Annotated in this window: 8 protein-coding genes and 1 other RNA gene; 1 reads left to right on the top strand and 8 read right to left on the bottom strand. The window is 41.8% G+C overall.

The features are described from left to right. Positions 1–250 precede the first annotated feature (250 nt). The 4 genes from AR543_RS03735 to AR543_RS03720 all read right to left on the bottom strand — a co-directional run bounded on the left by AR543_RS03735 (position 251) and on the right by AR543_RS03720 (position 7388). Positions 251–1930, bottom strand: a complete 1680-nt coding sequence (locus tag AR543_RS03735; protein WP_227871828.1) for a restriction endonuclease — start codon at positions 1928–1930, stop codon at positions 251–253. A 65-nt stretch (positions 1931–1995) separates the two neighbouring features. After that, positions 1996–3492 (bottom strand): amidase family protein, encoded by a 1497-nt coding sequence (locus tag AR543_RS03730; RefSeq protein WP_060531934.1) that lies wholly within the window; start codon positions 3490–3492, stop codon positions 1996–1998. 261 nt (positions 3493–3753) lie between these two features. Next, positions 3754–4914, bottom strand: a complete 1161-nt coding sequence (locus AR543_RS03725) for a cobalamin-independent methionine synthase II family protein (protein WP_060531932.1) — start codon at positions 4912–4914, stop codon at positions 3754–3756. A gap of 830 nt (positions 4915–5744) precedes the next feature. Beyond that, complete coding sequence (locus AR543_RS03720) at positions 5745–7388, bottom strand: Eco57I restriction-modification methylase domain-containing protein (RefSeq protein WP_060536620.1); 1644 nt, start codon at positions 7386–7388, stop codon at positions 5745–5747. Between the two features lie 145 nt (positions 7389–7533). On the opposite strand from AR543_RS03720, the gene AR543_RS03715 reads away from it, so the two are divergent. Next, positions 7534–8775 carry a phospholipase D family protein gene (locus AR543_RS03715; protein ID WP_145953886.1) on the top strand — a complete coding sequence of 414 codons (1242 nt, stop codon included), beginning with the start codon at positions 7534–7536 and terminating at the stop codon, positions 8773–8775. Positions 8776–8932: 157 nt separating this feature from the next. On the opposite strand, the gene ssrA is transcribed toward AR543_RS03715, so the two are convergent. From ssrA to secG, 4 genes are all read right to left on the bottom strand, one after another. Next, positions 8933–9299: a transfer-messenger RNA gene (ssrA, locus tag AR543_RS03710) on the bottom strand. Positions 9300–9696: 397 nt separating this feature from the next. Further along, entirely contained in the window at positions 9697–10179 is a 483-nt protein-coding gene (gene smpB / locus AR543_RS03705) for an SsrA-binding protein SmpB (protein ID WP_060531928.1), read from the bottom strand. A 308-nt stretch (positions 10180–10487) separates the two neighbouring features. After that, the gene (gene rnr, locus AR543_RS03700) at positions 10488–13154 is read right to left on the bottom strand and encodes a ribonuclease R (protein ID WP_060531926.1); all 2667 of its coding nucleotides are present in this window, start codon (positions 13152–13154) and stop codon (positions 10488–10490) included. Positions 13155–13879: 725 nt separating this feature from the next. Beyond that, the gene (gene secG / locus AR543_RS03695) at positions 13880–14110 is read right to left on the bottom strand and encodes a preprotein translocase subunit SecG (protein ID WP_060531924.1); all 231 of its coding nucleotides are present in this window, start codon (positions 14108–14110) and stop codon (positions 13880–13882) included. Positions 14111–14134 lie beyond the last annotated feature (24 nt).

Here is a 14134-nt window from a genome sequence, read left to right as displayed (position 1 = left end):
ACTATCAATCACAACTATGCAAATACTTCTGACTATCATTTACTCGCTCATGCTTATCAACTTAGAACACTAGGTAGCTAAAATATCAGCTTATTATCCGTAGTATTGAATGCGAATATGGCTTACTTATCTTTCAATGTATACTTATGATTTAAGAAATAAAGCTTTCAAGCAGTTACAAGTTATATATGACGCGAATAAATAAAAGAAAAACCGCCTCATAAGCGGTTTATGTCTTTCCTATACTAAATCACTGTTCAAAAATAATTCGGGCTTTAATCCCATTTTGTTCTAATAAATAAAGTAAACCTCCACCATCAATTAACTCAATCGGTTTATCTTTGGCGAACTCGTATGCGTCTGGCCCATAACTTTTAGTAGTTACCAAAATCCCTTTGTTAGCACCTTCATTCATCATAGTTCCATATAAATCTCTTACAGACGAAACACCTACAGTATTTTTATAGCGTTTAGCTTGTATAACCACCTTACCACCCACTATTGGTCGAGTATCAAACGCAACACAATCAACCCCACCATCTTTCGATGAACGTGTCAATTTTGCATCCAAGCCCATTCTTGCAAATAAGTCTGTAACCAATTTTTCAAATTCGTATGGGTTTAAATCCATCAAATTAGGCAAACTTTGCAAAGAGTCTAGCATGCTCTCATGATCAACAAAACGTTTATCAACCATATTAAACTCTAAAATCGGTTTTACAGCTTGTAACTCCGCAGGTCGTGGCGATACCTGCGCTCCCAAATTTCGCAAACATACTGATTTTTCTACTCTGTTTAAATCAAGCTCTTTAAATACTTCTTTTACTACTCGAGTTGAAATAAGATATGGTGCAATATCTTTTCCTGTAGCAGGATCTATTGAATGCACATATCCACTAAATACAATCACATCAATATTGTTTGCTTGATCTGCATCAAATATTTCGTAAAGCGTTCGTAACGCTATACTTGCAACAACATCAGAGTATATGTTCTTAATCTCTTGATCCTTTCTAAGTTTTTCACTTATCTCGTCTCTAGTTTTTATATACTTATATTCTGCTACAGGCGGAACTATATCCTTGTTTGGTATCTCATAATCAATGACTAACTCTTTTGAGTTGGGAAGATAGGCTAAGCGAAATTGTTGAGGAAATTCAGCAAGATACTTAGAACGTTCCAATACGATATTATTATAGGCAATTACTGCCTCACTCTCGCCATTACGATAATTTCTTTCGAACTCATCAATTTCAAGATTATTGTTTTTTATCTCCATTTCAAATTCAGATTTTTCTTTTTCATATTTTGCTTTTAGCGTATTTAGTTTGGATATCCGTTCTCGCTCTAACTTTTCATAGCTTGCAAAGTCATTCTCAAATTGCTCTTTAGCTTCTAACATAGCCTTTTGGTATCTTTTCTCCAAAATAGGTATGATTTTTTGCAAAAATTTCCGCGATTTAACTTGGCTGCTATAGCTTTCAAATGCCGGTTCAATTGTTGGTACAGTTATTTCATTAGGTACACTAAAGCTTTTGAATTTCTTTTTACTCTTTAAAGATGCGAATGAAATAATATTGTTTACTTGCAAGCTTTGATCTAGGATTATGTTTAAATGATGTATTTGTTCTTTCAGATCATAGTTAAGATCTTCCGTTTCTTTTATTCTACTTTCGATATACAACATTTTTTCTTCTTTTTCAAATTGGATTTGCTGCCTTTGCTGCTCTTTTAATAATCTAATTCGCTCACGTTCCTGGCGCTTTCTCTCTGCTTCATTTATTCTAGCCTGTCTTGCAGCTTCTCTTGCCATCTGAACCATAAAACTACTTTTCCTTGCCAAAATAATTACCCCTTCCAAACTAAGCTTCGTATCTTGTTTATACTTTTCAATGACTTTGGAACTATTATTACCATATTGATTATACATCCAATTAAAGGAAAATAAATAAATTTTATGATACAAATGGACTATTTGATTTAGACTCACTTTTTTCACATTGTAGTAAATTTATTAAATATTATTTCTGGTGCTACCCGGTGCTCCGTAGCCTGCTCAAACCCAAATGCAATTCTGATCAAAGCCGGCTCACTCCATGCTGTGCCCACAAAAGATATCCCTTGCGGTCCCTTCGTAATATAACCACCGGGCGCAATTACTCCTTCTTCCGCATATCCTCCCGGAACTGTAATAATCGGATATCCCGCTCGGGCAGCCAGATCAGATCCACCCTCACCGCCGAGAAAAAGAAGGGCATCCAGCTTATGCTGATTCAGCGCATAATCAATTCCTTTTTCTCCAGCCATTTCTCTGTTATAACTCAAACTGTCCAGATATTCCTGTTCGGTCAGGGTACCGCTGGTTTCTTCCGCCCACATCAATGTCCCCTGACCGTACTTCAATGTCTTCTCTGCATGTTGTTCATTAAAAGCAATCACTTCGGCCAAAGAGTGAACAGGAATATGTTCAGCCAACCGGCTTAAGTAGTTATTCAGTGCATACTTGAATTCATAACGCATTACGTTCGCATCCCAGTGGGCATCTTCACAGGGAAGATGTACCGGATCGATAATCGTCGCACCTTGCTGGCGAAGTACGTGTATAGCTGCTTCGATGACTTCCAATCTGTCTTTATCGAGATGCTGATAATAATACCGGGGGATACCGATTCTAGCCTGCTTCAGAAAGGCTGTATCCAGAGACGAGATATAGCTCCCATCCATATCCTTGGTACCATGAGTACCGTGCCACTGCTGTACCCCTCTCTCCTCCAGCACCTCCAGCAAAATTGCCGCATCCGTGACTGTCCGTGCTATCGGGCCTACCGAATCCTGGCTGAAGGCGATAGGGATGATTCCATCCTGGCGAATCAGACCGACAGTAGGCTTGATACCAACTACATTATTCTGACTGGCTGGACCGATAATAGACCCGGCTGTCTCCGTACCAATCGCTGCTGCGCCAAAATTCGCGGCAACAGCTACTGCCGATCCAGAGCTGGAGCCACCTACGAACAGCTCACCCGGTCCATACGGATTCAGTGTCAGTCCACCGCGTGAACTGTATCCCGCCCAGATATCGACAGACATAAAGCCAGCCCATTCCGTCATATTCGTCTTGCCCAGCAGAATCGCACCAACAGCCCGAAGCTTGTCGGCAACGACAGCATCTTGCTGCGCCAAAGAATGCTCCAGCGTTATTGATCCCGCACTCGTATGCATCTGATCAGCGGTATCGATATTATCTTTGAGCAGGATAGGAATACCATGCAGCGGTCCTCTGCTGCCTTTTTCTTTTCTCTCTATATCCAGCGATCTGGCAATCTCTATTGCTTCTGGATTGATCTCTAGAACAGATCTTATTTTACCGTCAAAAGTATGAATTCTATGTATGTACGCTTGAACGATCTCTTCCGAACTTGCTTCTCCTGACTCCATGGCTTGCTGTAAGGTTTGAATACCTGCTTCAACGATCCATTTTTCTACATTCATGTAATCATCCTCCATATACTGGGGTATTCCACAGGCTGCTCGATATTTCCTTTAATGAAGCAGCGATTTCTAAGCAATAGATAGTAAATAACAAAATCTTGTGCAGCAAACAACCAAAGGTACTTCTGTTGATTCAGATATGTGTGTAATATCGCTAGAAATTAGTCTGTAACTATACCAACTATCAGCAGAACGGAATGACAATAAAAAACAGACACCTCGAGGTGTCTGCTTCTGTTATGGCTTATAGAGAAACGGAGATTACTTCGCCCAATACTGCTTGGCGATCCGCTGCCCTTGATCAATTTTCGCCCACTGCTCGTCTTCTGTTAGCTCATTCCCCCCATCACAGGAAGCAAAGCCGCACTGGTGAGACAGCAACAGACGGTCCTTGTCGATAATAGTAGACGCTTCATCCAACAGACGCAGTACGCGCTCTTCATCATCCAGCGTGCTGGTCTTGGAAGACAGCAGACCCAGTACAACTTCTGTTTCCGGCTTGTCTTTGAATACAGCCAGTGCTTCCAGCGAACCTGCACGATCGTCATCCCACTCCAGGAAGAAACGGTCGTATTTCAGCTGCTTCAAGAACAGGTTGGCGATCTTCACATAAGAGCCGCCGCCCATGTTGCGAGAATCGTAGTTACCACGGCAGTTGTGTGTCCACATTTTCAGACCGAGGCTGTGACCGTAATCGATAATGATATTGCTAATATCAATAAATTCCGCTGCCAGCGTCTGTACCTGCTCCTGATCGATATTCTCGCCAGTGTATGGAGAGTTCGGATTGTCATCTGCAAATAGCTCCCACAGACAATCGTCGAATTGCAGAATCTTACCGCCTGCTGCAGCAAACTCCTCGACGAATTCTTTGTACGCTTTGACCAGACCTGCTTTCAGCTCTTGCTGCGTCTGGTACACTGCATCCGTGCCACCGATGTTATCCGACCAGGACAGCTCTCCGAAAATGTGAGATGGAGAAGGGACACACAGCTTCGTCTCCCGATCACCTGCTTGGTCTTTCAGCTTTTTGAATACTTCGATAAAGTGGTGATTTTTGCCGCCCAGTTCACCTGTGATACGCAGACCGATGTCTTTGCGTGTCTCGTATTTGGAACTGCCGTCTGTATCGCGGAAGAAGTAGCCGTGATCTGCGATATAGCGCTCGATCCCTTGGAATCCCCAGACAAAGTCCAGATGCCACATCGACTTGGAATACTCACCGTCGGTGATGATCGACAGATCATGCTGGATTTCTTTTTCGACAACGGACTGGATCGCGCGGTGTTCGCACTCTTGGTAACCATCGAATTCCTGGTAGAACGGGTACTGGATATCGTCACGGTGTTCGATTTGCGTTTTATATTTTAGCAGTTCCGCTGGACGTAGCAAACTGCCTACGATTTGAAATTTATCACTCATTGGAAAGTCCCCCTTGGTGTGGATTGTGCTTGGTTATAGTAGCTTGATTGTAGCACGAGGGAGATGGTTTTTACGTAAGCTTAAAAGGCATATCTGGTTATAGATTGGGGCTATGGCAAACTCAGATCGATATTTCATGACTTTCTATGGCTTTACTATAAATATATTCTCATGTAACTGCTGCGGATCAGTTATGTTCCTTGTATTCGACCATACATTTTTCGAATTACAAAAATTACATTAACTAGCTTTCATTAATACTGTAAAATTGACTATAAACCGGTTGTATAAGCCATAGCATCGAAAGCGTGAAGAACTATTAGAAAAGCTGACACTCAAAAATTTTACTAGAGTATCCAAAGGATACACTAAATAAATAAAAATTTATTTATTTAAGTTTGAATATATTCATTTCAAATCATAGTGACAACATATTACATTTTATTAAACTTTTCGATTAAAATATATAATTTTTCTCGTCTATCAAATTAAACCAAAAAAAATTATGTTGCATGTTACACTTCTTTGCAGTGTCAGTATCTTTCTTAACCTATCTGTATTTGTCTTAGCAGTGTAATTCCAAGCAAGAATGCGAACAGTTCTACTTCAAGCACTTCTCATAAAGTTTAAGAATTTTCCAGAGCAGCCAGTAAAGAGCTTAAACGAAAGCCTCGACTAAATCTCTAGTAAATATTTGCACTCGAAATCTATATATGTGAATTGTTTAGAAACTCACTATCGTAGCTAGATTAATAATTCCATAGAAGTAAAAACATCCATGATCTTAAATAAGATAATGGATGTTTCTTTTATTTACAAACATTAAATTTTTATTTTTTACTTCCTCTATTTAATCTTCTTTCTCTTAATTTAATCCAAATTTTTCTGAAAGATATAATGATTTCCTCAGGGATATTTAATAAATCAACTAGTATCTTTTTATCTAATTCTGGAAGAAAAGCAGAAATATCATCATTTTCTCGAACAAATGTTTCTAACGAATCAATTATTTCTTGAATTTGCGCATCAGCAATCTCAAGCGCAAATAGATTAGGAAGAGTTAACTTTTCTACTTCTCCCGGTAATATTTCTAATACTCCTCCACCGTAGCTTCTTCCTTCTATTTCAGTAAAAGCTAAAGAAATACTATTGTAATGAGCTAAAACGGCTAGTTTAGGATTAATATTTTCTTTAAATCTTATTCTATGCATAGTATCAGTACTAACGGCATTAACTTCATTTAAAACAAATTTAGGATAGAGGTAGTTTCTCCTTAAGAAAAAGGCATCCGGTATCCATATAGAAGGTACTCTATACCATCGTTCACGAATAGAACATTTATAGCCGACATGTTCCTTTCGTTCTTCTCCCTCTAGTATATACCTTTTATGACCATCTAAATAATCTTCGAAATTTTTTAAAGGAAAGTCTAGCAGAAAAGCTTTGGCACCTCTATCAATATTATAATTCCATTCTGCTTCATCATAATAAGTTCCACGAATACTAACACTTCTAGCAATCAATGGTCTTGTTATATCGAATAAATTATATTCTTCTACAGTTTGAAAATTTACACAAAAGAAATTATTGTTACCCGTAGTGATACCAATATCTACATCTGCTACATTATTGAACTGAACAAATCTGGTATCATTTTTAATTTGTTGAATAAGTGCGTTTTCTTCTACATTTAAAAAATAACTTGTCCATTTTGAATTATTATATTCAACATTCATATAAGCAATATTTTCATTATCGAAGTTATTAATCAACTCATTTATATTATTGTACTCTAAAAGTTTAATTTGATGTTCACCTTCATAGTCAGAGATTTTCTCTCCTAAAAAAATTACTACTTCTTGCTCAACATCAGGAAAAATAAGTTCTTTAAAAGTTAAAATGGTTATTCTTTGCAAATTTTGCATTAAATACGTTCTTAATCCTTCAGAATAAGCTACCTGTAATAATTCTGCTGGAATGACTAATCCGATTCTAGAATTTTCACTCATTAGATGAGTACTAGCTACTACAAATGACACCCAAGCATTAATAAGCTTATTTGATTTCATACCACTTGAAGTTAGAATCAGTGATTGCTCTATTCTTTGTTTTTCTGTAAGATACTGATATCTTATATAAGGAGGGTTTCCTACAATCAAGTCAAAATTTTGATTATTTACTTCATCTTCATAAAACTTATAAAAATCTTCATTAATTAATTGGAAATTATCAGAGTTTGATAGTCTTTTTTTTGCTTTTTCTAGCTCATCCTCATTAATTTCAATACCGGTACAATGAAAATCAGCTTCGATTTTAGATAAGCTCTCAATAAAATTTCCGTCTCCACAACTAGGCTCTAGTACTGTTAAAGGATTATTTACAAATCCCCATTCAACTATGAAATCTGCCAATAATGCAGGGGTATAATAACCCCCACGTAATTTTTCAATAGAAGCATTCTCTTTTAATAGCATTATTATCACCTTTATATATTGTATCATAAATTATTTCAAATCTCTTTAAATATATACAAACATACATTCTTCTTTTTAGTATATCAAATCTATTTGCTGTATGGCTTATTTCTTAATTAAAATAAGTAAAATAAAATAATAAGGAATGATTAAAATAGCTAAATTAAATTTTATTATGCAAGGGTTATCGGAAGAGAATAACCACTTTGACAGTATTATAAGATTGCTCGAATTAAATGAAATTACAAAAGTAATAATAAGTACAGCTTTTTTAAGAAAAAGCGGTCTACTTCTTATTAAAAATCATCTTATTCCTCACGTTGATAAAATAGACTTTTATGTTGGTATAAGAAATGAAATTACATCTGCACAAGCTCTACAAGAATTGATCGATCTAGGAATAAATCCCTTTATTGTTGATACTGGTTCCTCAGATATTATTTTCCATCCGAAAATTTATTTATCTATAAGTAATTGTAATAAAAACGCCCGGACTATAATTGGAAGTGCCAACTTAACTAAACGAGGTATTACTGGAAATATTGAAGCTAGTATAGTAGCAGATTTAAATTTAGATAATAATTTTGAGGATATCAATATATTGAGTAATATTAATAATTCGTTTGAAAATTTAAAGTTGAAATTCCCAGAAAATGTAGTTCAAATAAATTCTTCAGAGGAAATAGCTGTTTTATTATCTCAAGGTAGAATCTCAGATGAAAATCTAAAAACATACATTTCTAAACAAGAAGATTTAGAAAATGAACCTGAAGAAAATTCTAGGGAAACTATACAATCATATATTCCAAAAATTAAGCTTAAACTCCCTAAGATAACAAGTAACCAAAACAACAAGGAAGCTAGTATAGCAACCCGTTTATCTAAATTAAATAATTCCTTTGAACTTACAGGCATTAGCAATCATGAAGATATAATTCCTGCTGGATGCATACTAAAATGGGAAAGTACTCCGTTGAAAGAAAGAGATTTAAATATTCCTCAAGGGCGTACTACAAACATTACGGGTTCAATGACTTTAAGAAGTGGACTTTCTAAAATTTCAAACTTTCAATCTTATTTTCGTAATGATTTATTTGCAGACTTACATTGGGCGCACAGTTCGAGAGTTAGTTCATCACATTTAGAAGTAGCAACTGCTGCATTTGAATTAATTATTTTAGGAACCAATCACGGAATATTCCATTTAGAAATAAAACATGATCCTCGAAAAAATACTGCTTCTTATTTACAAAATAATGCTATGTCTCATTTGAGATGGGGAGCTGCTGCTCCTTATATTAAAAGTCGAGAATTACTAGGTTACACTTTAAAAATATATGAGAATTCTTCTGGTTCACCAAGTCCCTTTGTTCTTGTAATCAGTTAATAATTATTTTATATTTTCGTACTTACAACTCTTGAAGCAATTTGATATTTTATCTATCTGCGTCTACTTAATGTTAAGTATTCATAGTATATTAATTCCTGTCTATCTATAGCTTATTAATTATAAAGCAAAAACCCGCTCAGTGAGCGGGTTTTTAATATGGAGGCGAGGGGAGTCGAACCCCTGTCCGAAGATAACGCAACACAAGCTTCTACGGGTGTAGTCACAGATTTAATGTCACCCGAGTAGCGCCCTGTAACCGGCTCTACGTTGGGTCAGCCTGATTATCTTCTTCAGCACACCCCAGGCGGAGATGTGACAGCGTAGCCCACTAAGAGTTGGGCCCTCATCCTGGCACATGGGCGATGCGAGGCGAGAGCACGTTTCACAGTTTCTTAGGCTGCGAAAGCGTAGTTAGTTTGTTGTTTGCCGTTTAATAGGCTTTAGCGTTGATAAAGCGGACGCGTCCCCACTACCCGCTACTCATGCCCGACCTACCCCCGTCGAATCCAAAAAACGCCCCCTTGATAAAAAGGGATTGGATTAAGACGAATTCGAGAACATGAGTCTCGTTATTCGAAAACAATCATCCATGCAGTCTTTCCCTCCATAGAAAGGACTGCACCGGGCAAATTCAGCGGCGATCCGGCACGAGGCCAGATGCTTTTGTATTTCCCATAGACTCTGATTATACCACATTTGGCTGCAAATGGGTAGCTGTACAGGCAGACTCCGTCTGATGCGAGGGTGATCACAGGGGGATATCCAACCGACTTGCTGTCTGTTCAGAGATCCTACCGTATATTGTCCAGCCTCCTATGAACCGCCTATCAAGAGAGCCATTTACCATACAGGCTATTACCCTCATTACCGGGAATCTAATCGCTCTACTTCCCCAGCTACCCTGTTCTTCTCTGCAGCCTAGCGGCCGATTTTTTGATTGTCACGCATTGCACGCTGGATATCACGCTGTGCATCCCGCTTGGCGGCTGTAGCACGTTTGTCATGCTGCTTCTTACCTTTACCGAGGCCGATCAGCAGCTTGGCATAGCCGTTGCGGATATAGATCTTGAGCGGCACCAGCGTATAGCCATCCCGTTTGGATGCACCGATTAGCTTGCTGATCTGCTCTTTGTGCAGCAGCAGCTTGCGCGTACGGGTCGGGTCGGTCGGATTGCTCCGGTTACCCTCTTCGAACGGGCTAATATGCATATTGTGCAGGAACACTTCACCATTACGAATCGTGGAGAAGGCATCGCTGATATTCGCGCGTGCGCGGCGCAGCGATTTGATCTCGGTTCCGGTCAGCACCATACCGGCTTCGTACGTATCCTCGATAAAGTAATCGTGGGATGCTTTTTTGTTCTGGGCCAGCACTTTGCTTTCGCCTTTTTTGGTCGCCATCTTGTATTCCTCCTTTCGAGAGATTTGCCGGTCATTGCCGGATCTTATGGTCATTTATTGTAGCAAGGGATCCGGGACAAAGCAACAAAGCCGGGGCCGATGATACGGGTCCCGGCACTGTCTGCTTGCGATCTGTTCCATGATGCACGTTACTTGCCGAACATGCATCTCCCGTCTTTATTTGACTCCTGTAGGCATTCATTATCTGTATCTTGCTTGGAGAATAGAACGCTATACCCTTTCTCGCTTGTGTAGAGCGATTCACTGTATAACTGAACTAATCCCCGACCATTCTTAGCTAATGATGCTTATTCAGGACTTTGTGGTTTGTTCTTTTTCTTGCGGCGGCGCGGACGTCCTGCGCCTGAACCTGCTTCTCCCTTGGGAGCTGCCGGACTCACAGCTGAACCCGGACCGGCATCGGTCGCTTTTTTCTTGCGTCCGCTACCTTTTTTGTTGGAAATGACCGGACTGTCGTATCCACCCTTGCCGGAACCAAAGCCAAAGCTGCGGGCTGGAGGACTGGATGCGTTCGATGATGAGAAGGCGATGCCTTTGTCTTTTTTCCGTTTACGCTTGCCGGCTGCAGCTGTTTCGCCTGTTGCCGGTGTAGCCGGAGTTGAAGCTGCAGCGGGTGCTGCTTTGGCAGGCTTGTCGGTTTTGGCACCCTTGGCGGCTTTGGCCGCTTTACCGAAACGCTCAGCTTTTTTGGCATTTTTGTTCTTGCCTCTGCCACCGCTACGTTTCTCGCCATTCTGTCCACCCTGGCCTCCGCGTCCACCGCGGTCGCCACCACCTCGTGCTCCACGGTCACCACCCGAACGGCGGTTGCTTTTCGGCATATCTGGCAGTTCAAAGTCGATCGTATGATCGTCCATATTAACGTTGGCCACGCGGATCGTGATATTGTCCCCGATACGGAAAATGCGGGAAGTACGCTCGCCCAGCAGAATCATATGCTGATCGTCGAAATGGTAATAGTCATCTGTCAGCATACCGAGACGGATCAGACCCTCTACCGTATTCTCCAGCTCGATAAACATACCGAAGCCGGTTACGCTGCTGATAATCCCTTCGAATTCCTGACCGACTTTGTCCAGCATATATTCGGCCTTCTTGAGCTGGTCGGTATCACGCTCGGCATCTACCGCGACGCGCTCGCGCTCGGAAGACTGCTGGGCAATATCCGCCATGCGGCTCTCCAGATACGCTTGACGCTCCGGTGTGAGGCCGCTGCCGCCGTTCTCGATCACTTCGCGGATCACCCGGTGGATGACCAGATCGGGATAACGACGAATCGGGGAAGTGAAGTGACTGTAGTACTCTGCTGCCAGACCAAAGTGGCCTGTGCTCTCTGCAGAATATTTCGCCTGCTTCATCGACCGCAGCATCATTGTGCTGATCACGGTCTCTTCCTTCTCGCCCTTGATCTGCTCCAGCAGCTGCTGAAGTGCGCGCGGATGGATCAGATTGCCTGTGCCTTTGACCGCATGGCCAAAGTTGGCAGCGAAGGCCAGGAAGCCCTGCAGCTTCTCCTGATCCGGGTTCTCGTGAATACGGTACAGGAATGGCACTTTGAGCCAGTGGAAATGCTCGGCGACCGTCTCGTTGGCTGCCAGCATGAATTCCTCAATAATCTGCTCGGCTACCGAACGCTCGCGCTTCACGATATCGATCGGCTTGCCGCTTTCATCCAGAATGATCTTGGATTCTTCAAAGTCAAAATCAACCGCGCCGCGGCGAATCCGTTTGTCACGCAGCTGCATCGCCAGCTCACGCATCAGCTTGAAGTCGTCGATAAGTGGTGCATAGCGTTCCAGCAGTTCCGGATCTTCATCTTCCAGAATACGGCGGACGTTTTTGTATGTCATCCGTTCTTTGGTCTTGATCACGCTGGTGAAGATATCATGATTGACCACCTTCATGTTCTCGTCGAACTCCATCTCGCAGGAGAGAGTCAGACGATCCACCTGTGGATTCAGACTACAGATCCCGTTGGAAAGGCGATGCGGCAGCATCGGAATAACCCGATCGACCAGATACACGCTGCAGCCGCGATTGTAGGCTTCGTTGTCCAGCATCGAGCCTTCGCGTACATAATAGCCTACATCGGCGATATGAACGCCCAGACGGTAGTTACCGTTCTCCAGACGCTCCACGTTGACCGCATCATCCAGATCCTTGGCATCCTCGCCATCGATCGTAACGATATTCTTGCCGCGCAGATCGCGGCGTCCCTGCTGGATAATCTCTTCCTGGGTAATTTCATCCGGGGCAGCCTGCGCCTCGTCCATCACTTCATCCGGGAAAGCTTCCGGCAGCTGGTGCTTACGGATAATCGAGATAATATCGACACCCGGATCATCCTTGTGACCGAGTACTTCGATAACGCGACCTTCTGCCGCAGCCCGGCCTTCCGGATAGTTGATAATCTCGGCAACGACTTTCTCGCCGTCTACCGCTCCGCCAAACGACTCCTTGGGAATAAAGATATCGCGGTTGATCCGCTTGTCATCCGGCAGTACAAAAGCATACGTGTCCAGCGCCTGGAATACGCCGACGATACGGGTATTTTTGCGGACGAGTACACGAACGACCACACCCTCCATCCGTCCACCGGATGTGTTGCGGGAAGTCACCTTCACGAATACGGTATCGCCGTTCATGGCGGTATTCAGATCATTGGCGTTGATATATACATCGCCATGCTCCCGGTCTTCCGGAATCAGGAAAGCAAATCCTTTGGCGTGAGCCTGAATCCGTCCACGGACCAGATCCATACGTTCCGGCACACCGTAAGCATTGGCATTATTTACAACAATATCGCCGGCATCTTCCAGCTTATTGAGCAGTTTGACCAGTTCTTTGAAATCCGAGGCATCTTCAATCTGAAAATGCTCTTCCAGCTCTTGGTACGTCATTGGTTTATATGCGTCAGTGCGCATGAATGTTAATAGTTGTTCTTCTGTAATCATTGGTTTCACCTCGGCCAACCGTCAGCAGTGATTATGTGCATTCGGTTCGTATGTAATCCTGGTTTGCGATGCGATACAAGCGGATCTGTGGCGGTCATCAATAGGTCAACCGCAGTCCGTGCGCATGACAGCGGCTTTTTCTGCCAGACTCGTCATGCCTCATTTAGTATACACATACCCTAGTATACACTAAATTAATCGAATCCCCTTATTTCGCCAGAAATATTCAGGAATTGACTGCTATTTTGCATACTCAGACAAACAGCCTATCGTATTATTTCACTATGAAGCAGGCAGGTATTTTTCTTTGAAGAAATTTTCTTTAAAATCATTTTCCTAATCGATAAAGTAGTTGAAATTAGCGGAGTACAATCAGTACAGCACCCTTAGCGCATACTCGGTTAGTACATTTCTATTGGCGCATTACTATCCACGTTATGAAATCGGCCTTACAGGTCCTTTATAAAAAAAGACGATCCATCTGTCACTCTCTCCTTGGTAAGGAGTGACGAATGGACCGTAAAGGGTCTTGCACATCATGGACTTCGGTCTTGCTTCAACTTACATGGGAATAATGGACAAGCTCGGGAACAATTCCAAGTATAGTCCCGCTCTATGAACTCTTTATGAACAGATAGCATAAAAATAACCCGTTACCGGCAAAAAATCTCGCGATAACGGGTTATTGAGGTAATGCCTGAGCTGGTCACTCGTGACCTGCCTATTTATCTAAATACAGCGACCAGAATCGCCAGAATGAAGAAACCTGCTGCCAGCCCGATTGTTACGCGCTGCAGTACGAGTTCCATTCCGCGTGCTTTGGTTTTGCCGAAAAGTTGCTCGGCGCCGCCGGAGATGGCACCGGACAGGCCCGCACTTTTACCTTTTTGGAGTAATACAACGAGAATCAGACCAACGGAAAAAATAGTGAGCAAGATTTGCAAAGTTGTTTGCATGAATTCCACCTCCTAGAGCGAATG

The organism is Paenibacillus bovis, from assembly GCF_001421015.2.
GTDB lineage: Bacteria > Bacillota > Bacilli > Paenibacillales > Paenibacillaceae > Saccharibacillus > Saccharibacillus bovis.
This window is presented reverse-complemented; position numbering and strand designations above follow the sequence as displayed.

Bases quoted from the DNA above. Each gene is read 5' to 3' on its own strand.
- AR543_RS03730 (WP_060531934.1), bottom strand. From the start codon at position 3,492: ATGAATGTAGAAAAATGGATCGTTGAAGCAGGTATTCAAACCTTACAG.
- rnr (WP_060531926.1), bottom strand. From the start codon at position 13,154: ATGATTACAGAAGAACAACTATTAACATTCATGCGCACTGACGCATAT.
- AR543_RS03715 (WP_145953886.1), top strand. From the start codon at position 7,534: ATGATTAAAATAGCTAAATTAAATTTTATTATGCAAGGGTTATCGGAA.
- AR543_RS03735 (WP_227871828.1), bottom strand. From the start codon at position 1,930: ATGTATAATCAATATGGTAATAATAGTTCCAAAGTCATTGAAAAGTAT.
- AR543_RS03720 (WP_060536620.1), bottom strand. From the start codon at position 7,388: ATGCTATTAAAAGAGAATGCTTCTATTGAAAAATTACGTGGGGGTTAT.
- secG (WP_060531924.1), bottom strand. From the start codon at position 14,110: ATGCAAACAACTTTGCAAATCTTGCTCACTATTTTTTCCGTTGGTCTG.
- smpB (WP_060531928.1), bottom strand. From the start codon at position 10,179: ATGGCGACCAAAAAAGGCGAAAGCAAAGTGCTGGCCCAGAACAAAAAA.
- AR543_RS03725 (WP_060531932.1), bottom strand. From the start codon at position 4,914: ATGAGTGATAAATTTCAAATCGTAGGCAGTTTGCTACGTCCAGCGGAA.